Source organism: Halobellus inordinatus, assembly GCF_024464655.1.
Classification (GTDB): Archaea; Halobacteriota; Halobacteria; order Halobacteriales; family Haloferacaceae; genus Haloquadratum; species Haloquadratum inordinatus.
The window spans coordinates 37,179-57,957 of the sequence record NZ_JANHAV010000002.1 but is presented as its reverse complement, the minus strand read 5'-3'; the positions used below and the strand labels follow the sequence as shown (position 1 = coordinate 57,957).

General features: G+C 64.7%; 18 protein-coding genes and 1 tRNA gene. 10 read left to right on the top strand and 9 right to left on the bottom strand.

Annotated elements, in window-relative coordinates; genetic code table 11:
* Positions 1–33: 33 nt before the first annotated feature.
* A tRNA-Gln gene (locus NO347_RS04540) sits at positions 34–106 on the top strand.
* A gap of 251 nt (positions 107–357) precedes the next feature.
* On the opposite strand, the gene cgi121 is transcribed toward NO347_RS04540, so the two are convergent.
* Both cgi121 and NO347_RS04530 read right to left on the bottom strand, forming a co-directional pair.
* The gene (gene cgi121 / locus NO347_RS04535) at positions 358–852 is read right to left on the bottom strand and encodes a KEOPS complex subunit Cgi121 (RefSeq protein WP_256288473.1); all 495 of its coding nucleotides are present in this window, start codon (positions 850–852) and stop codon (positions 358–360) included.
* Positions 849–3,455, bottom strand: coding sequence for an ATP-dependent DNA helicase (locus NO347_RS04530; RefSeq protein WP_256288472.1), 2,607 nt, complete (start codon positions 3,453–3,455; stop codon positions 849–851). Before NO347_RS04530 ends, cgi121 begins: the two co-directional genes overlap by 4 nt.
* Before the next feature lie 132 nt (positions 3,456–3,587).
* Between NO347_RS04530 and NO347_RS04525 the strand changes: the two genes are divergently transcribed.
* The 3 genes from NO347_RS04525 (at position 3,588) to NO347_RS04515 (ending at position 7,002) form a co-directional block, all read left to right on the top strand.
* Complete coding sequence (locus NO347_RS04525) at positions 3,588–3,827, top strand: ferredoxin (RefSeq protein WP_256288471.1); 240 nt, start codon at positions 3,588–3,590, stop codon at positions 3,825–3,827.
* Positions 3,828–3,971: 144 nt separating this feature from the next.
* Positions 3,972–4,148: a hypothetical protein gene (locus NO347_RS04520; protein WP_256288470.1), complete on the top strand. Its 177-nt coding sequence runs from the start codon at positions 3,972–3,974 to the stop codon at positions 4,146–4,148.
* 202 nt (positions 4,149–4,350) lie between these two features.
* Positions 4,351–7,002, top strand: a complete 2,652-nt coding sequence (locus NO347_RS04515) for a DEAD/DEAH box helicase (protein ID WP_256288469.1) — start codon at positions 4,351–4,353, stop codon at positions 7,000–7,002.
* A 24-nt stretch (positions 7,003–7,026) separates the two neighbouring features.
* Here NO347_RS04515 and NO347_RS04510 read toward each other — a convergent pair whose 3' ends face one another.
* Positions 7,027–8,160 (bottom strand): AI-2E family transporter, encoded by a 1,134-nt coding sequence (locus NO347_RS04510; protein ID WP_256288468.1) that lies wholly within the window; start codon positions 8,158–8,160, stop codon positions 7,027–7,029.
* Between the two features lie 110 nt (positions 8,161–8,270).
* On the opposite strand from NO347_RS04510, the gene NO347_RS04505 reads away from it, so the two are divergent.
* Genes NO347_RS04505 through NO347_RS04495 form a run of 3 tightly spaced genes read left to right on the top strand, consistent with a single transcriptional unit; the run spans position 8,271 to position 12,431 of the window.
* A complete protein-coding gene (locus NO347_RS04505; RefSeq protein WP_256288467.1) occupies positions 8,271–9,416 on the top strand; it encodes a thiamine ABC transporter substrate-binding protein in 1,146 nt (381 codons plus the stop codon).
* Positions 9,417–9,450: 34 nt separating this feature from the next.
* On the top strand, positions 9,451–11,163 hold the full coding sequence (locus NO347_RS04500; protein ID WP_256288896.1) for an ABC transporter permease: 1,713 nt from the start codon (positions 9,451–9,453) through the stop codon (positions 11,161–11,163).
* 2 nt (positions 11,164–11,165) lie between these two features.
* Positions 11,166–12,431, top strand: coding sequence for an ABC transporter ATP-binding protein (locus NO347_RS04495; RefSeq protein ID WP_256288466.1), 1,266 nt, complete (start codon positions 11,166–11,168; stop codon positions 12,429–12,431).
* A 49-nt stretch (positions 12,432–12,480) separates the two neighbouring features.
* Here the strand turns inward: NO347_RS04495 and NO347_RS04490 are convergent, their stop codons facing one another.
* Positions 12,481–13,161 (bottom strand): class I SAM-dependent methyltransferase, encoded by a 681-nt coding sequence (locus NO347_RS04490; protein ID WP_256288465.1) that lies wholly within the window; start codon positions 13,159–13,161, stop codon positions 12,481–12,483.
* 108 nt (positions 13,162–13,269) lie between these two features.
* Here NO347_RS04490 and NO347_RS04485 point away from each other — a divergent pair, with 108 nt between their 5' ends.
* Positions 13,270–13,725, top strand: a complete 456-nt coding sequence (locus tag NO347_RS04485) for a DUF2391 family protein (RefSeq protein ID WP_256288464.1) — start codon at positions 13,270–13,272, stop codon at positions 13,723–13,725.
* Between the two features lie 239 nt (positions 13,726–13,964).
* A complete protein-coding gene (locus tag NO347_RS04480) occupies positions 13,965–14,543 on the top strand; it encodes a DUF7090 family protein (RefSeq protein ID WP_256288463.1) in 579 nt (192 codons plus the stop codon).
* A gap of 130 nt (positions 14,544–14,673) precedes the next feature.
* Here the strand turns inward: NO347_RS04480 and NO347_RS04475 are convergent, their stop codons facing one another.
* From NO347_RS04475 to NO347_RS04460, 5 genes are all read right to left on the bottom strand, one after another.
* Positions 14,674–15,480: a DUF7089 family protein gene (locus NO347_RS04475; RefSeq protein WP_256288462.1), complete on the bottom strand. Its 807-nt coding sequence runs from the start codon at positions 15,478–15,480 to the stop codon at positions 14,674–14,676.
* Positions 15,481–15,687: 207 nt separating this feature from the next.
* Positions 15,688–15,777: a hypothetical protein gene (locus tag NO347_RS17345; protein WP_425492341.1), complete on the bottom strand. Its 90-nt coding sequence runs from the start codon at positions 15,775–15,777 to the stop codon at positions 15,688–15,690.
* Between the two features lie 83 nt (positions 15,778–15,860).
* Positions 15,861–16,934 carry a Zn-ribbon domain-containing protein gene (locus NO347_RS04470; protein WP_425492349.1) on the bottom strand — a complete coding sequence of 358 codons (1,074 nt, stop codon included), beginning with the start codon at positions 16,932–16,934 and terminating at the stop codon, positions 15,861–15,863.
* A gap of 131 nt (positions 16,935–17,065) precedes the next feature.
* Positions 17,066–17,455, bottom strand: a complete 390-nt coding sequence (locus tag NO347_RS04465; RefSeq protein ID WP_121570822.1) for a DUF2073 domain-containing protein — start codon at positions 17,453–17,455, stop codon at positions 17,066–17,068.
* A 5-nt stretch (positions 17,456–17,460) separates the two neighbouring features.
* On the bottom strand, positions 17,461–18,102 hold the full coding sequence (locus tag NO347_RS04460; protein WP_256288459.1) for an Era-like GTP-binding protein: 642 nt from the start codon (positions 18,100–18,102) through the stop codon (positions 17,461–17,463).
* Between the two features lie 916 nt (positions 18,103–19,018).
* Here NO347_RS04460 and NO347_RS04455 point away from each other — a divergent pair.
* Positions 19,019–20,716 (top strand): Cdc6/Cdc18 family protein, encoded by a 1,698-nt coding sequence (locus tag NO347_RS04455; protein WP_256288458.1) that lies wholly within the window; start codon positions 19,019–19,021, stop codon positions 20,714–20,716.
* The last annotated feature ends 63 nt before the right edge of the window (positions 20,717–20,779 follow it).

Sequence of the window (20,779 nt, the reverse complement as noted above, 5' to 3'; positions counted from 1 at the left end):
CACACAGTCGACGGTCGGCGTCGGCGTCGATGCAGTCCCATGGGGTAGTGGCCAATCCTGAAGCCTTCTGGGGGCTTCGACCCAGGTTCGAATCCTGGTGGGACTACTCGAACTTCTCACGGCGTTACGATCCCGAGCGGCGGGTCTGGGACACGTCCCGAGTCAGCCTCCGAATCCGCTATCGCTCACCGCGATAGGACTCTGCGACGACGAATCGTAGTCGTCGGGGACCTCGATCGTCTCGCGGGAACGAATGCCGAACAGTTCCGAAGGCTACGGAAAACTTTTCCACCCGAAATGGAGGGGTTGCGAACGGTTCACGTCGATCGTGGGTCGCCGCGCCTGCGAAAGCCCGACTTACTTCTCGACGACCAGCAGCGCGACGCGTTCGAGCACCAGGAGTTCGAGGTCGCCGTCGACGACGTCGAGTTCGGCGTCGCTGACGTCGAAATACTCGCACACGCGTCCGGAGTCGTAGTCGCCGAGCGTCGGCGTTCCCGCGTCGAGGACGCGAGAGCGAACAGTCGCTGCCGCGTCGGTTTCGTCGCCGCCGTCGACGAGGACGACGACGCGGTTTTCGCCCGGTGAGACGCCGAGTTCGAGCGCCTCGGTGATCTGGCGGCGACCGGCCGCGTACAGGAGAATCTCGACGGCGCGGTCGCGAGCGACGTTCTCGCCGCGCTCGATGGCACGGTCGGCCAACTCGACGGCGCGTTCGAGGTGCCGCTCGCTCACGACGTACCGCGCGTCGAACGCCTGGATCGTCGCGCCCGTCTCCGCAGAAATCTCACCGATCTCGGCGACGAACGTGTCGACGTCGTCCACCTCGACCGTTCCTTCGAGGAGCATCATCCGAAATCACCCAGGCTGGCCTGCTCTTCGGGGTCGGCGTCGCTGCTTTCGCTCTGTGGTCGGTTCGTAGGTGCGGACCCCGTGCGATCCGGTGGTTCCCCAGTCGACTCGCTTCCCGAGTCTCCGCTCGCGACGTCCTCCATCGAGGGGTCCTTGCGACCGACGTTCTCTAAGATCCGCTCGGCGGTCTTGCGTCGCCCGCGCAGCGCGCGGAGGACGGTCGATTTGTCGGCCTCACGAAGGTCCGCGCGCGTTTCGATGCCGGCCTCGTAGAGGCGTCGCGCGCGTTTGCGGCCGACGTTTCGGATGCCGGCGAGATCCAGCAGTTCGTCGCGGACGCCGTACTCGACGCGCTTTTTCGCCTCGCGGACGGGCACGGCGGGGAGTTCGAGTTCGCCCGCGAGCTGTTCGGCCGCGCCGAGCAGCCACTCGGCAGTTTCGACCTTCCCGCGGATGTCACCCGGGCCGACGCCGTAGCGCTCCGTGATCCGGTCCTCGTCGACTTCGTTCGCCCAGTCTTCCAGCAGCGTCGCCGTCTTCAGCGCCGAGAGCCACTCCTCGAAGCGGACGTCCTCGTACTCCGAGGGGGTGCGGCCGAGCAGTTCCGGTTCGCGTCCGTAACAGACCTCGGTGAACGTCTCGCGGTCGCCGGACTTGAGGTAGAGTTGATACATATCCGGCGTTCGCGAGACGAGGTGAAAGAGCCCGAGCGCGGTCGGATAGGTGGGTTGCTCCGACGACGCCGTAGCGTCCCCGTCGGCGCCCGTCTCGGCCTCGTCGGCGTCGGCGGTGGACGCATCCGCCGCGCCGTCGGAGTCGTCTGACGACGATCCCGACTGCAACTCGCTGGCCCGCTGGAAGCCGGCGGACTCGGGGTCGGAGCCCGTCTGCGTCCCGTCGGCGGCGTCGCGGGCAGGAGTCGCGTCCGCGGCGTCGCCGGCGAGCGCGCGAACCATCTCCTCACGGTGCTTTTCGCCCCACTCCAGGCCGTCGATGATCTCGGCGGCGGTCATCGGATCGAGGTAGAGTCTGGAGACGGTGTGTCCGACGCTCGTAGCCGTGAGCGATCCGTCCTCGCGCTCGATGAAGTCGTTGCGTTCGAGGTACGCGAGCACGTCGTCGGTGACGGTCTCCAAGCGGCCGGAGTCGTCCGCCTGGGTCGCGTACAGCGTCCGATCCAGAAAGTCGAGGAGTTCCTCTCGCGTGTGCGCGAACCCGGAGGCGACAGTGGCGAGGACGTGCGTCCGGAGCGCCGGTTCGGCGGCCAGTTTCGAGCGAACGGGCTCGGGGTCGGCCCAGATGTACCGCTCGAACAGTTCATCGCGCGTCTCGGAGTTCTTCGCGAGTAGTACGGCCTCGCCGTAGGGATCGAGACCGGGCCGGCCGGCGCGGCCCATCATCTGGTGGACTTCGAGCACGTCGAGCGGCTTCATCCCGCCGTACTCGCCGTCGTAGCGCCGCCAGTCGCGGACGATCACCCGGCGGCTCGGCGTGTTGACGCCCGCGGCGAGCGTCGGCGTCGCCGACACGCACTTGACGAGTCGGTCGCGGAACGCCTCCTCGACGAGCGAGCGGTGCTCGGGCGCGAGGCCGGCGTGGTGGAACGCCGCGCCCTTCGCGACGCAGTCGGCCAGCGTATCGCTCGTCTCGGCGTCCGAGACGTCTCTGATCTCGGCAGCCAGTTCGGCGAGTCGGCCGCGCTCGTCGTCAGCGAGGTGGTCGGCGGTGACGTCGCGGAGGCGCTTTGCGGACGCCTCGGCGTTGCGCCGGGAGTTCACGAACACGAGCGAGGAGCCCTGATCGCCGTCGTCGTCGCCGGCGAGCGCGTCTGCGACGAGCGCTGCTGTCGGGCGGCCGCCGGATTCGACCGGGACCTCGCGCTGGCTGCCGTCGTCGAACGTGACCGCGTTTCCGTAGTGGACGCCCATCCGCAGGTCGATGGGTCGCCAGGTGGACTCGACGAGTTCGGCGTCGAGCCACTCGGCGACGACGTCCGCGTTCCCGACCGTCGCCGAGAGCGCGACGACCTGCAGTCCGGGGTTGAGCGTCCGCAACTTCCCGAGCGTGACTTCCAGCGTCGGGCCGCGGTGCGCGTCGTCGACGAGGTGGACCTCGTCCGCGACGACACAGGTCAAGTCGTCGATCCACGCCGCGCCGTTTCGGACGAGCGAGTCGACCTTCTCGGAGGTCGCGACGACGATATCCTGGGACGCGAGCCACTCGCCGTCGGACTCGTAGTTGCCCGTCGAGACGCCGACGTCGAACCCGTACTCCTCCCAGCGCTCGAACTCGGCCTTCTTTTCGGAGGCGAGCGCTCGGAGCGGAACGATATACAGCGCCTTGCCGCCGGACGAACCGCTGGGCGGTGCTTCCGAGCCATCCGAGCGTGACCTGGAGACGCCGCGCGCGACGCTGGACAGCATCGCGAGTTCGGCGACGAGCGTCTTCCCCGAGGCGGTCGGGACCGAGGCGACGAGGCTGTCGCCGCGGGTGACGCCCGCCTCGACGGCCGCGCGCTGCGGAGGGTAGAGTTCCTCGATTCCCTCCTCGCGCAGGTGGGCCGCGACCTCCTCGGGCAGTTCGGGCACCTCCTCCGGTTGCATTGGGCCAGGCTACGCCGTCCTCCCGTTTAAACCGTCGGAGACGCGGCGTGCGTGGCGGGTAGTCATCGTAGGGTCCCGTCGCGACCGCACCAACGTCGCCAACGATATGTTGCCGGTCACCGAACGGCGGGTATGAAGATCCGCTACGATCGTGAGACCTGCATCGGGATGTTCCAGTGTGTCGACGAGTGGGACGCCTTCGAGAAGAATCTCGACGCGGGGAAGGCCGACCTCGACGGAGCGACCGAGGTCGAAGAGGACATTTTCGAGCTAGAGGTTCCCGACGGCGCCGAACTCGACGCGGAGTTCGCCGCGCGGGCGTGTCCCGTAGACGCGATCGAACTGTACGACGACGGCGAACAGGTCGTCTAACGCCGCGCCCGTCGATTCGGCAGGTCCCGTCGACGGCCGTGTCGCCGTCGCAGAGACGGATATTTTCGGGGCGGCTGTCATCCGCAGAGATCCAGCACAATCATTATATACGTCGGTAGAGAGTTTTACGACCGAGGCAAAAGTATGAGCCACCGAAGTCACAGTCAGAACCTCTCGGAGTGGGCAGAGCTGATCGGCGCGTCGCTGCCGGACTCCGTCGAGGACCTCGAAGACGCGAGCGCAGGCTCGGAGGCCTACGGCGTGGAGGCACTGGATGCGCTCGGGTCGGAGTTCGGCGCGGATCCCGAACGGAACCGATAAAACTGTCGGCGCGACTGCGTGAGGGAGATCGGAACCCGGACTGTCGACGACGATCACGGAGTCACGTTCGGCAGTCAGGAACGCTCGCGGTCGGACGCAGTTCCTGTTTCGCCTGCGTCCCCGTCAGGGGACCGTACGCGCCTTGTTTCACTTTCACCGTCGTCGGCGAACCCTTAACAGCGACGACGCCCAATCGAGCGTGATGGCGGCCACCGACGACCCCGCGTACGTGGACCATCCCCTCCTGAGTCCTGACTTCATCGAGCGGCGGCTCTATCAGATGCGCCTCGCGAGCGCCGCACGCGAGTCGCACACGCTCGTCTGTCTTCCGACCGGGTTAGGAAAGACGACCGTGAGCCTGCTCGTGACGGCCGATCGGCTCGACGACATCGGCGGTAAGGCGCTATTTCTCGCGCCGACGAAGCCGCTGGTCCAGCAGCACGCGGAGTTTTATCGCGAGGCGCTAGAGATTCCCGACGAGGAGATCGTCGTCTTCACCGGTGAGATCCGACCGGAAGACAGAGCCGAGCGCTGGGAGGACGCGCGGATCGTCGTCGCGACCCCGCAGGTCGTCGAGAACGACCTGGTCGGGAGTCGCATCTCCTTGTCGACCGTCTCTCACCTCACGTTCGACGAGTGTCACCGCGCGAGCGGCGACTACGCGTACGTCTACATCGCCGAGCGATACCACGAGGACGCAGAGAACCCGCTCGTGACGGGGATGAGCGCCTCCCCGGGCGGCGACAAGGAGGCCATCCTGGAGGTGTGTCAGAATCTCGGGCTCAGCGAAGTCGAGGTGATGACCGAAGACGACGCCGACGTCGACGAGTACACCCACGATACGTCGGTCGAGTGGGAGCGAATCGAACTCCCCGAGGAGATCCTGCAGATTCGGGACGCGCTGAACGAGGTGATCAAAGACCGACTTCAGAAACTGAAGTCACTGGGCGTGACGAACACCACCCAGCCCGACGTCTCCCAGAAGCAACTGAACCGGATGCGCGGGAAACTGCAGGAGTTGATGAACGCCGACAAATCGGAGGGCTACAAGGGGATGTCGACGCACGCGGAGGTGATGAAGCTCCGGCGGGCGGTCGAACTCGTCGAGACCCAGTCGGTCGAATCCGTTCGCAGATACTTCGAACGCCAGCGCAACGCCGCGCGCTCTTCAGGGGCGTCGAAGGCGAGCCAGCGGCTCGTCGCCGAGCCGAAAGTGCGCGAGGCGATGCGGCTCGCGGAGTCGTTCGACGGCACGCACCCGAAGTTCTCGCGGGCACGGATCCTGCTGGCGCAGACGCTCGGCATCGAGGAGGGCGAGCGCGTCATCGTCTTCACCGAGTCGCGCGACACCGCCGAAGCGCTGACGGAGTTCCTCTCGGCGTCGTTCGACGTGCGCCGGTTCGTCGGCCAGGGCGACAAGGAGAGTTCCGAGGGAATGACCCAGAAAGAGCAACAGGAGACGCTCGACGCGTTCCGGAACGGGGAGTTCGAGGTCCTCGTTTCGACCTCCGTCGCCGAGGAGGGACTGGACGTCCCCGAGGTGGATCTGGTGCTCTTCTTCGAGCCGGTGCCGACGGCGATCCGGTCCATCCAGCGGAAGGGGCGGACCGGACGGCAGGCAGAGGGCCGCGTCGTCGTGCTCCTCGCCGAGGACACGCGCGACGAGGCCTACTTCTGGATCTCGCGGCGCCGCGAGAAGGAGATGGAATCGGAGCTCCGCGAACTGAAGGGCTTCGCCGGCGACATCGAGTCCGAACTCACCGCTCCGCAACAAGACCTCGAAGCCTACGACAGCGAAGGGGACGGTGGGAGCACAGGTGAGATGACCGACACGGAACGCTCCGGCGACACCCAGGCGGACGACGCCCAGGCAGACGACACGGGAAGCGGTGGGCAGTCGACGGGCGGCACGGGAGCGAGCACCGGGTCGGTCGCGCAGTCGAACGGACAGGCCGGTCTCACCGACTTCGGGCCGACGGACGAAGAGATCGAACGGGCGCAGGACGACGAGTCCGGAGACGAGAGCAGCGAGGCGGACGACGACGTCGACGAGGAGAGCAGCGAGGCGGACGACGACGTCGACGAGGAGAGCAGCGAGGCGGACGACGACGTCGACGAGGAGAGCAGCGGGGCGGACGGCGACGCCGAAGACGGTGACGCGGCGGCCGATTCGGGCGTCGTCGCGACTGCCGACGGCGACGACGAGGAGACCGAAATCGTCGTCGACCAGCGGGAACTCGACGCCGCGATCGCGAAGGACCTCTCGAAGCGCGATGGCGTCCGCACGCGACTGGAGACGCTGGCCGTCGGCGACTACGTGCTCTCGGACCGGGTCGCCGTCGAGCGCAAGTCCGTCGCGGACTTTCTCGATACGCTCTTGGGCGGCGACCGCTCGCTGTTCGAGCAGATCGGCGACCTCGCCCGCGCGTACGCCCGCCCGGTGTTGATCATCGAAGGCGAAGGTCTCTACGAAGAGCGGAACGTCCATCCGGGCGCGATCCGGGGTGCGCTCGCCTCGCTGGCGGTCGACTTCGACGTGAGCGTGCTCCAGACGCGCGACGAGGACGACACCGCCGAACTGCTGCTCACGATCGCCGAGCGCGAGCAGACCGAACGCGAGCGAACGGTGAGCGTCCACGGCGAGAAGAGCGCGAAGACGCTGGCCGAGCAGCAGGAGTACGTCGTCTCCTCGATCGCGGACATCGGCCCTGTGACCGCGCAGTCGCTGTTGAAAGAGTTCGGAACGGTCGAGGCGGTGATGACGGCCCGCAAGGACGACCTCACCGAGGTTAGCGGGATCGGCGAGGTGACCGCCGAACGCATCCGGGAAGTCATCGGAAGCGACTACGAGTAGTCGCGAGCGGCAGTGATTCGGCTCCTATTCGTCGTCTGGTTTCTGTTGATCCACATCGGAGGAGGTCTCTGCGTCGTCGTGGTCGGTGGTCGACGCCGCGTGGTCGCGGTTAGCAGTCGACTCCGAATCGGCGTGGTTGGCTGTCGACTCCGGAGTGCCGTGGTCGGCGTCGTCGACCGAGTTCAGTTCCGTCGAGAGCAGCGCCGCCGACTCGACGAACAGGCCGACGGCGAGGGGGCCGGCGACGACGCCGATCGGACCGATGGTGAGCACGCCGCCGAAGAACCCGACGAAGTAGAGACTCCCCGGAATGTCGGCCGTCTCGCGGGCGAGTCGCGGGCGGACGAGGACGTCGGGGAGCCACGCGATCACGAACCCGCCGACGAAGAAGACGAGCGCCGCCTGGAGGAGTTCCCCGAGCGCGGCGTGGTACGCCGCGAGTCCCGCGAGAAGCACGCTCGGGCCGATTATGGGAACGAACTGGAGGACCGCAGCGACGGTCGACAGTGTCACGACCGACTCGTAGCCGAGCGCGAAGAACACCGGGATCGCGAGGGCGAACGTCGCGATCGCGGTCGCCGCCTGCAACACGTAGATAGCGAACAGCGTCTCACGCGCGCGGCGGTTCAGCGACCGCGCGGCGTCGCGGTAGTCGGCCGGAACGAGCGCGAGCGCCGCGCGCTGGGCGTCTTCGCCGTAAAAGAGCAGCGAGTAGATCAGGAACACGAACAGGGTTACTTTCACCAAGAGAACCGGCGCGGCCGTGGCTGCGCGCCGCGCCGCGCGCTCGACGAGTCCGACGACGAGCGTCGCGACCGATTCTAGCGTGACCACGTACTCGAACCCGAGCAGTGAGACGTCGATTTGGGCCGGAAGGAGGCCGATCAGGTCCACGAACGAGTCGAACCGAAGGTACGCGACGACCGCGAGCGGGACGAACACGAGGAGCGTCATCACGAACGCACCGGCGGTCGCACCGCCGCTCGCGACGCGCCGTGACTGGCCGCGGGCGACGAGTTCGCGGCGGACCGGCCAGAGCAGATACGCGACGGTGACCGCGAAAAAGACAGTGCTCAGCACCGACGCGAGGAGGACGGCCGCGACCGCGCCTGCGAGGACGAAGAGCGCACCGAGCGTGTACCGTCGCTGTCGTGACACGCCTGCGTCTCACGGCGAAGTGACAAGAGCGTTGCTCCGGGCAGGCGTGGTCGGCAGCGATCGGGACCGCTTCACCACGGTTAAATATCACCGGGTGTGATCACCAAGTAATGAAACGGAGAGCGTTCCTGCGGGCGGCTGGTGCGGGCGGAATCGCCGGACTGGCCGGTTGCGCCGGTGGTGACGGCGGCACGACGGAGACGACGACTGAGGGCACGACCGAGGACACGAGCGAGACGTCGACGGGGACGGCGACCGGAACTGCAGGCGGCGAGGTCCCCGAACTCGTCGTCGCGACGTACGGGCCGTTCGTCGACGCACCGTCGTCGAGCCCCGGCGCGTCGATCAAAGAGACGTTCGAGTCCGAGTTCGACGCGACGCTCCGGTATGCGACGCCCGACAGCGAGATCAACTACTTCATCGAGCGCGCACTCCGGGGCGTCGACATCGACGCCGACGTCTACGTCGGGCTCAACGTGGATATGCTCATCCGGATCGACGAACAGCTCGACGAGGGACTGTTCACGCCCGTCAACGGGCTCTCACGAGGCGGCGACGTCAAAGAGTCCCTGTCGTTCGATCCGAAGGGCCGCACGATCCCCTACGACACGAGCTACGTCAGTATCGTCTACAACGAGACGCTGGGCGACAACGGGGCCTACAGCGCGCCGGAGACGTTCGACGAACTCCTCGATCCGGCCTACGAGGGCGACCTCCTCGCCCAGAATCCGACGGCGAGTGCGACGGGCAAGTCGTTCCTCTTGCACACGATCAAAGCGAAGGGGGCAGACGGCTACCTCGACTACTGGAAGCAACTCCAGGACAACGGCGTCCGGATCCTCTCGGACTGGTCGTCGTCGTACACGGCCTACTCGAACGAGGAAGCGCCGATGGTCGTCTCCTACTCGACGGATCAGGTGTACGCTCAGCGGTCCGGCGAGGACCTCGCGAAGCATCAGATCCGATTCCTGAACGACCAGGGCTACGCCTATCCCGAGGGGATGGCGCTGTTCGAGGGGACGGACACTCCCGAGCTGGCGCGGTCGTTCCTCGACTTTATGCTGCGGCCCGACGTGCAGGGCGAGATCGCCCAGCGGAACGTCGCGTTCCCGGCGACGACGACCGCGGAACTCCCCGCGTCGTTCTCTGAGTACGCCCAGGCCCCGCCGGAAGCAGTCACTTTCACGTACGACGCCCTTCGAGACAACGTGAGTGAGTGGACGCAGGCGTGGGAACGGCAGTTCGCCAGCAAGTGAGGGCGACGCCGACAGAGTGGAGACGGTGAACGCTGTGCTTCGGACCGCCTTCTCGCGACTCGAAGCGCACGCGCTCACCCTCGGGACGGCAGCGACCGCGCTCGTCCTCGTCGTCGTCTTCTACTATCCGGTCGCGACGGTGTTCGTCGACGCCGTCGTCGTCGACGGGCAGGTGACGATCGCCCCGCTCGTGTCGGTGCTCACCTCGCGGTTCTATCTCGTCGACATCTTCGGATTCACGGCCTACCAGGCGCTGCTGTCGACGATCGCGTCCGTCCTGCTCGGCCTGCCGGGGGCGTGGCTCCTCGCGCGGTTCGAGTTCCCCGGTCGCGAGACGCTGCGCTCGCTGACGATCCTCCCGTTCGTGATGCCGTCGATTATGGTCGCGATCGGCTTCGTCGCGACGTTCGGGCAGAACGGCACGCTCAACGCAGTGTTGGGGGCGCTCGGCCTTCCGACCGTCGACCTGCTTTTCACCATCGAGGCAATCGTGATCGCACACGCCTTCTACAACGCCCCGCTCGTCGCGCGGGTGACGACCGCGGCCTGGGAGAGCGTCGACGCGTCGGCCGTCGAGACCGCGCGGAGCCTCGGAGCGTCGCCGGTGCGGGCGTTTCGTGACGTCGTCCTCCCGCAGTTGCTCCCGGCGATCGCGATCGGCGCGACGCTGACGTTCGTGTTCACGTTCGCGTCGTTCCCGATCGTGCTCGCGCTCGGCGGATTCCAGCTCGCGACCGTCGAGGTGTTCATCTACTCGCGGATTCAGAACCTCGCGTACGCCGAGGCGGCCGCGCTCGCAGTCGTCGAGACGGCGATCTCGCTCGGGCTGACGTATCTGTACCTGCGTTACGAGGGACGACAGCGCGCCTCCGGACAGGGCGCGCAGCCGCAACCGCGACGGTCGCTGTGGCCGGAGTCGACGAGCGTCAGATCGCTGGGAACCCGGATCGGGATCGTCGCGTACGCCCTGGTCGTGCTCGCGGTGTTCGTCGGGCCGATCGCCTCGATGGTCCTCACGAGCCTGACCGGACCACAGGGCGGCCTGACGCTCGATCACTACCTGTTTCTCCTCGAACGTCAGCAGACGGGCGCGTCGTATCAGGTGCGGCCGCTGCCGGCGATCGAGAATTCGCTGCTTTTCGGCGTCGGAACGCTGCTCGTCGCGCTCCCGATGGGAGTCGTGATGGCAGTGTTGACGACGCGGCAATTCCGCGGGCGGGCCATTGTCGACGCGCTGTCGATGGCTCCGCTCGCGGTTTCGGGGATCGTCGTCGGCCTCGGCTTGCTTCGCGGACTCGTCTTCGGGATCGAGGTGTTTGGGACGCGCGTTCAGGTCACCGGAGCGCTCGCGGTAGTCGCCGCGCACGCGGTCGGCGCGTACCCGTTCGTGACGCGGAACGTCGCGCCGCTGCTCGGGAATCTCGATCCGCGACTAGTGGAGTCCGCGCGGAGTCTGGGGGCGAGCCGCGTGCGCGCGCTCGTCGACATCGAACTACCGCTGGTCGCCGCGGGCGTCGTCGCCGGCGCGGCGTTCGCCTTCGCGATCAGCATCGGCGAGTTCGACTCGACGGTCGTCCTCGCGGAGGGGTCGACCAGTTACACGATGCCCGTCGCCGTCGAGCGGTATCTGGGCCGGCGGCTCGGCCCGGCGACCGCGATGGGCTGTGTCCTGCTCGCGGTGACGAGCCTGAGTTTCGTGATCATCGAACGGTTCGGCGGTCGCTACGGCGGCCGAGGTGGCTTCTGAGGATGCAACTGACACTGGAGAACGTGCGCAAGGAGTACGGTGAGACGGTCGCGCTCGGAGGGAGAGACGGGAGTGGCGGGCGGTCAGGCGTCGACCTCGACGTCGAGGACGGCGAGTTCTTCACGCTCGTCGGTCCCTCCGGCTGTGGGAAAACGACGACGCTCCGCCTCGTCGCCGGCTTCGAGACGCCGAGTACGGGATCGATTCGGTTCGGAGGCCGCGAGATGCGCGGCGTGCCACCCGAAGAACGGGACGTCGGCGTCGTGTTCCAGAACTACGCGCTCTTTCCGCACCTCTCGGTCGCGGAGAACGTCGCCTACGGACTCAGGTTTTCGGACCCGCCGGGAGGCGAGAGCCGAGAAGGCCGCGTGGCGTCGTTGCTGGAGTTGGTCGATCTCCCCGACGCGGGCGGCCGCAATCCGACGGAGCTCTCCGGCGGGCAGCAACAGCGCATCGCGCTCGCGCGGGCGCTGGCTCCCGGCCCGGATCTGCTGTTGCTCGACGAGCCGATGAGCGCGCTCGACGCCCGACTCCGCGAGCGACTTCGGCTACAGGTCAAAGAGATCCAATCGACGCTCGGGATTACTACGCTCTACGTCACGCACGATCAGGAGGAGGCGCTCGCCATCTCCGACCGCGTCGCCGTTATGAACGACGGCGCAGTCGAACAAGTGGGAACGCCGCAGGCGGTGTACCGACGCCCGGAGACCCGCTTCGTCGCCGAGTTCGTCGGCGACAACAACGTCTTCGAGGGCCGCGTCGTTTCGAGTCGGGCGGCTGACGAGTTCGAAGAAAGCCGGGATTCAGTCGCTGTAGAAGGCAAATCTCCAGTTGAAACGAAGGGGTCTGAATGGCAGGGAGAACGCGATAGGACCGCCGATCGGCCCCAGCGCGTCGAACTCGACGTCGGCGGGGCAGCGGTCACGATTGTAACAGAGAACGCAGTCGAAACGGACGACCGAGTCGCGTTCTGCGTCCGGCCCGAGCAGATGCGGGTGCTCGCGAGTGGCTCAGAGGAGAGGGATAGCGAGCCGAGTGGATCAGAGCTAATGGATGGAGAGTCGAGTAGGTCGCGAACAGGCACCGAGACGAACGTTCTCGACGCGACGGTGTCCGGCACGGAGTTCCTCGGCGAGTCGACGCGAACCTATCTCCGGTGGAACGGCCGGGAACTGACAGTTCGATCGACGAATCCGCTCTCCGGTGAGGTTCGGATCGGGTTCGACGCGACAGCGGCCCACGTGGTCGACCTCGAGCGCGGCGAATAGGATTCGCTACGTCCGGCGGCCCTCGCTGCGTTCGGCGACACCGGACTCGCTACGGCGCGACGCCGACCGTGAGAAGTGTGCCGTGCGTGCGGTAGCGTTCGACCATCGCCTCTCGCGACTCCCAGTCGTCGGTGGGGAACGCCTCGGCCGGCGGAATCTCGATCTCGCGGTCCGGAATCGAGTCCTGTTCGGCGACGTGGAGACCTGCTTCGCGGAACTTTTTGCGATATTCGTCGGCGGACCAGCGCGTCATCTCGATGTCGATCCGTTCTTGCCACTCGTGGGAGTAGACGTTCTCCTCGTAGTAGTTCACGGCGCAGTAGAACGTCCCGCCGGGCCGGAGGATCCGCGCGACTTCTTCGAGCGTGTGCTCGGGGTCCGACGCGTAGTAGAAGGCCTCCATACTCCAGACGTGGTCGACGCTGTCGTCCGCGAAGGGGAGTTCGTCGAAGTCGCCGACGAGGTAGGCGACGTTCGGATCGTCGGTGTACGACTGCGCGTTGTGCGCCATCTCGGGAGATCCATCGAGACCGTACACTCGGCCGGCATCCTGCGTGTCTCGGAGTGCGCGACCGCCGTAGCCGCTCCCGCAACCGAGGTCGAGGACGGTGTCGCCGGGCTCGATCGGCATCCGGGCGAGCGCGTGTTTCGCGGTGTGCCAGTGTCGTTCCTCCATTCCCCGGTCACGGCCCTCGGCCGCCCAGGCATCGAATTCGGCTCGAACGCTCATACGGGTGCGTCGACCGCCCCGAACAAGAAGCGTCGGGTTTCGCGTGGTGTTCGCACCCCGGTCTGCAGTAAGGCCGGGGTATATGCGGGGAGAGGGGCGAAAGTAGGTATGGTCGGACGTCGTCGTCGGTTCGCGCTGTCGGACACTGCACAGCAAATCGTCGGGGGGTTCCTGCTCGCCGGGCCGTTCGTGGTCACCGAGGAGGTGTGGGTGTTGGCGCAGAGTATGTCGTCGCTACAGGCGCTTTTCACCGTCTTCATCGTCTTCACCATCGGGTACGGCGCGTTGTATAAGGCCGACGACAGAGATCCCGACAGGGAGACGGAGGTCGGGGGCGTCCCCCTGCGGTTCGTCTCGCTCATCTCCGTGGCGTACTTCTCCGTCGTCGTCCTCTCGCTCGCGTTCGACGCTCCGGCGACGTTCCTCGATTCCGCTGCGTCGGGGTCGATGGTCGTCTTCGACGTCGCCGTCCATCCGGCGCGGATCGACGCGACGCTCAAAGCAGTCAGTATCGGAGCGATATTCAGTGTCATCGGCGCGGCGACTGCCGACTCGCTGTACTGATAGGGGTTATCGTACGTCTCCATAGATGTCTCGCCGGACGGGACGGCGAGAATCTCCGAACAGTGACGATAATCCCTATGAGTTCGGGTACCAAGTTCGGTCGGCGCGGTCGACACGTTCGATCCAGACAGGTCTTCCTCGCACCGGTATGATCCTTTCCTCGCTCCGGATCTGGTCCTTTCCTCCCCTCCGGATCTGATCCCCCGCACGATTAAGTCAGCGGGGCCGGACCTACGGGTATGGATTACAACCTCGCCATCGAGAACGCACCGGATTCGATCCCTGGTGGAACGGGCATTCTGCTGCTGCACCCGAGCATTGGTGAGACGGACCGCATCGACACGGACTTCCTGAAGACAGATACGGACCACTTCCTGGTAATCTCCACACGAACCACCGCCCGCGAGGTCGAGCAGAAACTGGAACACTACGACGTCGACGAGGAGAAGGCGGTCGTCCTCGATACGCTGTCGGTCGAACGCGGCTACTCCCGTCGACGAACGGACCACGTCCACTACGTCTCGGCACCGGACGACCTTGACGGAATCGTCGCACAGACACAGGAGTTCCTGGAGTCCCACGACGGAAAGCTACGGATCAGCGTCGACTCGGTGACCGAGATGGCCTACTACGCGGACGTCGACGGCGCGTACGAAGCGAGCGAGCGACTCCTCGAACTGCTCGACGAACACGACGCCGTCGGGCTGTTCCACCTCTCGAACGAGGTCCACGACGAGGAGACGATCCAGCGGTTCCGCGACCTCTTCGACGCCGTCGTCGAACTCGACGTCAGCGGCGAGGTCACCGCCGAGTTCTGATAGGGATTATCGTACGTCGCCATAGATGTCTCGCCGGACGGTACGGCGAGAATCTCCGAACAGTTACGATAATCCCTATGAGTCGGTTCCGAGAGTGGGGGCTCGTACTCTGTAGCGTAATGCGAACCGGTCAGGACTGATCGGTTCGGTCGGACCCCTCTTCGAGTTTCTCGAAGGTCTTTTCGGCCCATCGAACGCCGTACTCCGCGCCGTGTTCGAGGAACATCTGCGTGTCGAGCGCGGCGAACGGAGCGGGGAGTTCGAGGTCGTGTTTGATCGCAGAGCAGGCGTACTCGGTGGCTTCGGCGAACGACGTCTGCCCGCGCGCGACTGCCCGAGGGAGCGTCGAGAGTCGACCCTTCAATCGCTGTCCGGCGTCTTCCCAGGCGTCGAAGAGACGCGGTTGGGTACTCTCCCACGCGGCGAACGTCTCTCTGGTCTGGAGTCCCAGCCAGGCGTCGTAGAGCGCGGCAGCGATCTGATAGACGTCCGCAGGGCCGAGCGGGACGACGCGATCGAGTTCGCGGTACTGCTCGCCGAAGAACGGGAGGAAGTGCTCGGGCGCGTCGGTTCCGATCTGTACGAACGCCTCCGCAAGGAGGAAATCGAGGAACTCCGTCGGGGTACCCTCCGCGCGTTTCTTCACGAGGACAGTCGGCGGGGTGGTCTGTCTCGTCCACGTGACGGTGCCGTCACCCGGCATCCCAACGGTGAAATCCGAACTCGCGTAGGTGACGAGGGCGCTCGGCGCATCGCCCGGGAGCCAGTCGCTCGGGTACGAGGCCGGCGAGAGTCCGTCCACGAGGAGGCCGAGATCCTCCGCGGCTGCCGGCGGGATGGTCTCGAAGTCGGCGGCGACGTCGAGGACGAGCGCATCGGGTGCGTGCTCGTTGCGGACGGCGGCGACGTCGTCGGCGAGGTCGCGTCGGTCGAACATATCCGGAGTTGGGGACGCGATGCCTTCAGGCCCCCGTCTCGACTCCGGTGAGGGTGGCGAGTGCAGGCGAGATGTGTTCGTGCAGTCGAACCGGGGTAATGAGTACCGATCGGAGCCGCGGGGTAGTGAGTACCGATCGGAGCCGCGTGGCTCTGATTTGAACGTGCAGCCAACGGAAAAGCGGCGTGTGGGAACGCGCTGCGGACGTTACCCGAACGCGAGCGCGAATATGATTGCGATCGCGAGGACGGCCGACACACCGACGGTTCCGAGAACGATCTTCGTCGCTTGGCTCATAGTGACACCCTGTCAGCGGGGGCGCTTAAATGCTTCAATCCGCCGCTGCGAGCGAAAAGAGAGTCAGCGTGGCTGTCGTCGTACTAGGCGTCTTCGGCGCCGCCGGGCGTCGTGTCCCACGTGTCCGGGACTTCGATGACGTAGCGCCCGTCCTCCTGCAGCGAGATGATGTATTCGGTCCGGTCGTACAGTTCCATCAGGTTCAGTTCGTACTCGCCGGGAGCGACGATGCGGATGCTCTCGAACTGCTCGTTGAGTTCTTCGCGGAGTTCGTCGAGGTCGGGACGCTCGTCGCTCGACGGCTCGATGACCCGTCCTTCGGAGGTGGTCGGCGGTCCGTCAGAGTCCGAAGTGGCTTCCGCGGGCGTCTCAGCGGGCGCGACGGTGTCGGGTTCGTCCGGACTCGCTGCCGCGATTTCGTCGGGCGAGACGACCTCGCTGCGGGCGCTCGCCTGCGCCGTGTTCTCTTTCGGACTGACGGTAGATGGGGCCTCCGTCGTACCTGGCTGACTTTCTGCGTCGTCAGTATCCGACGGCGGTGAGGTGGAACTGGGGTCGGTATCGTTCCGAGTGGAACTGGTGTCGGTGTCGTTCCGAGTGGAACTGGTGTCGGTGTCGTTCCGAGTGGAACTGGTGTCGGTGTCGTTCCGAGTGGAACTGGGGTCGGTATCGCCCGGACGTGTTTCCCCCCCAGTTTGTTCGGAGTGACGGGGTTGCGCCTGAGAATCCATCGCGTGCGTCCGATCGGTACTTTCCGACGCGCGCGTTCTGTCGGGCGCAGTGTCTCGACCCGACGAAGACGGCTCGTCGCGGCGCTGATTCACCCACTGTCGAGACGGCTCCTGTCGGTCCGGTTCGGACGAATCCGTAGTTTCGTCCGATCCTTTTCCGAGCACGCGTTCGGCGGCCTCACGCCAAGCGTTAGACCCGCTCGAGTCGTCGGTCGGCGACGATGTGTCACGAGCGGGTTCCGTTCCACTGGATGAAGGGTCCGCGTCGGGTCGCTGACGCTCCGTCGTTCGATCATCTTCCCCCGTGGGAGTCGTCCGGTCGTCTGCTCCCGTGGGAGTCGTCCGGTCGTCTGCTCCCGTGTCTGTCGCGGACGAGGGACGGAACTGGAACTTGTTGCCGCCGCAGTTCGGACACCCCGAGAGCATCTCTTTCGATCCGTCGGCGAATACGCGTCCGCAGTTTGTGCATTCGTGAGGCATCTGTGGTTACTGTGGAGGAGTCCGTTTCAAGTGGAACGGCGCCAGATTTCGGCAGCCGAAGGAACAGTGCGGGGTCATTACTTCCGAGAAACCAGCGCGCTGATGAGGTTCTCGTCTTTGTGGAGCGTCTCGATCTGGTTCGCGGGGCCGATAACCGTGAGTTTCTTCGTCGACTCCTTGCCCATCAGGCGCCCGAGAAATCCCTGATTGGCGCTGCCCGACTGGGGGTAGGTCTCGATCTCGATCCCGTTGAACTCGTCGGGGCTGATCTCGGTCATCGTGACTTCGATGAGCTTCGACTCCTCGTCAGGTGAGAGGCCTTCTTCGAGGACGACGATGTTGCCGTCGCGGACGCCGTCGAGGATGAGCCGGATCTTCTCCATACTCGTCAGTCCCTCCATCCGAGCGCCGCTGATGAGGTCGATCTGGACGCCGTCTCCGGAATCTCCTGGTGTGACTTCTGGCATCGTTCTCACCCGAAGTATTCCGCGATCTTCCCGTAGACTTCGTCCATATTGTTCCCTTCGAGTGCCGAGAGCGGCACCGTCTCGTGCTGGGGGAACGCGTTCGAGATGCGCTGGACGTTCGAGTCGTCGAGGTCCGTCTTGTTCGCGAAGATGAGGACGGGCAGGTCCTGGCTCTCGATGATACCGATGAGCATCGTGTTGACCTGCGTGAAGGGATCCTCAGTACTGTCGAGCACGTAGATAACCCCGTCGACGTCCTCGCGGAGCCAGTGCATCGCCTCGGCGACGCCCTCGGTCGCCTCGCGTGAGCGCCGAACGGCGTCGTCTTTCTCCATATCGTGTTCGAGGAACTCCTTGTAGTCGACCTTCGTCGTGACACCGGGCGTGTCGACGATGTCGATGTTGACGGTCTTCCCGTTGCGTTCGATCTCGACGTTTTCTTTCCTGCGTGCGCGTCGGGTCTCGTGCGGGATGTGACTCTCCGGACCGACGGCGTCGCCGGTCCAGTCACGTGCGATGCGGTTTGCGAGAGTCGTCTTCCCGGCGTTCGGTGGTCCGTAGATGCCGATCCGCTTCGGTTCGGAATCGGAGAACATCCGGTCGACGACCCGTGAGATGCTGTCTCTAAGTTCTGTGAACAGTCCCATCCTGGCCTCCCGCGCCTCCCGATCCGCTTCGTGGAGGGGCGTATGGAGGTACCACATTCGCGTGTTCACTTAAACACTGCGTCAGACGTACCACCGAAATATGATACGAAAACGGGGTTCGCCGTCTGTTGCTCCGAATTTGTCGCTTCCAGTGGGAGTCGGGCGACGGGGTTGGCCGAAGTCGTCGATGGTTGGTCGATGCAAATGTCGGGCCGAACACCCTCCCCCACCCCTTCGTTTCAACTGGAACGACCCGAAGGCGGCCGGTGCGTGCAGACGCGCCACTAGAAAACTATCTTAACACTAATAAAATTAAATATAATATAGCTCTTAATTAATTACTTTGCTGCAGTACGGATGTGGTTCAAGCTAAGGAGTAATAAAGCTACCGGCATCTAGAGACTCCTTCGACACCCCTCCCTCTGTATCTCGGGTTCCACCCGAAACGAAGGGGTGGGGGGCGGGGATGGGGCGAGGAGCCGGAGGAATCGTTCCCACGTCCAGTTGCGTTCCCCCAAGAGCGTCGGGGAACCGCCTCCCACGACCGCCGAACGATCCAGCGACCAAATTCAATATCCTGCTTATTTTACATTATTTTCTAGTGTGTAACTGAGGCGAAACGTGTGTAAGTGAGGCGAAGCTAATTTACAACTACGTGGTATTGACAGTACTTATCTCCGTCTGAGAGGCATTAGAGGCTCTGAAAAGTCATTTCAGGGCTTTACAAACAATTCGTCGAGCCACCGGCTGGTGTGAAAGAGGCAAGTTTTTTGTACCACGTGTTCCTCTGCTTCGTCTGCATCAACTGGACACGTCGCTGAGAGGGAACCGGCGCAATCTCGTTTTCTCTCGGCGTAACATCCGATCTAACGACGGTGGGCGTGTGATTTCCAGTCGAAATAGGGGGGTTTCACTGATGGACGAGGACACGCAACCCGGCGATGGGAACGACCCTGAAGATCGAACCGATAGCACGCAGAGTCGCACGGATTCCGAGGGAGACGCTCAGTCGCGTCCGGAGCGCGCCGATCCCTCGACAGACTCCGGTGGATCGACTGACGACGACAGTGCTGCTCAGGAACCCGCGGATCGTGAACCGGTCACCGCCGAGGACATCGACATCGAAGAGAGCATCGGACCGACGGACGCGAGTTCCATCGGCGTCGGAGACTCGTCGGCCGGATCTACCGACGTGAGTCTCGACGAAGTCGTCCTCGACGACGACGGCGACAGCCAGGGACTCTTCGACGACCTCCTCTCGGGGGAACCGATCTTCGAGAACAAAGAAGTCCTCCGACCCTCTTACACACCCCACGAACTCCCTCATCGCACCGAGCAGATCAATCAGATGGCGACGATTCTCGTCTCGGCGCTCCGCGGCGAAACTCCGTCGAACATCCTGATCTACGGGAAAACGGGAACCGGAAAGACGGCCAGCGCGAAATTCGTCAGCCAGGAACTCGAATCGACCTCGAAGAAGTACGACGTCCCCTGTGAGGTCGAGTACATCAACTGCGAGGTGACTGACACTCAGTACCGTGTTCTCGCCCAGCTCGCGAACAAATTCATCGAGAAGAACCAGGAGGTCATCGAGACGGAACTCGACGAACTGAAACAGCTCCGTTCGCGCGCGGTCGACGATGCGACAGCCCTCGTCGAAACCCGTTTCGACACCGTCGAGGCCGTCGCCGACCGGATCGAGCAACTCGAATCCGATCACGACGAGATGGAACCCGTCCCGATGACGGGGTGGCCCACCGACCGCGTGTACTCGACGTTCTTTGACGCCGTCGACTACGAGGAGCGCGTCGTCGTGATTATGCTCGACGAGATCGACAAACTCGTCGAGAAGTCCGGCGACGACACGCTCTATAACCTCTCACGGATGAATTCCGAACTCGACAACTCTCGGATTTCGATTATGGGGATCTCGAACGACCTGAAGTTCACTGACTTCCTCGATCCCCGGGTGAAATCCAGCCTCGGTGAGGAGGAGATCGTCTTCCCACCCTACGACGCGAATCAACTCCGCGATATCCTCCAGCATCGCGCGAACGTCGCGTTCAAAGACGACGCGCTCACCGACGACGTCATCCCGCTGTGTGCCGCCTTCGCGGCCCAAGAGCACGGAGACGCTCGCCGCGCGCTCGATCTGCTCCGAACCGCGGGAGAACTGGCGGAACGCGGTCAGGCCGACACCGTCGAGGAGGCCCACGTCAGGCAGGCCCAGGACAAGATCGAACTCGATCGCGTCGTCGAAGTCGTCCGGACGCTCCCCACGCAGTCGAAGATCGTCCTCTTCGCCACCATTCTGCTGGAGAAGAACGGCGTTCATAACGTCAACACGGGCGAGGTGTTCAACATCTACAAGCGGCTCTGCGAGGAGATCGACGCCGACGTCCTCACTCAGCGCCGCGTGACCGACCTCATCTCGGAACTCGATATGCTCGGTATCGTCAACGCCGTCGTCGTCTCCAAGGGACGCTACGGCCGGACCAAAGAGATCTCGCTGTCGGTCCCAATCGACGAAACCGAGGCCGTCCTCCTCTCTGACTCCCGACTCGGCGACATCGAGAACGCCCAGCCGTTCGTCCAAGCGCGGTTCGATAACTGAAACCCCTGGTTTCGGGTGGAACGGCCGTTCAACTCGAATCTCTGTTTCTACTAGCGGGACCCG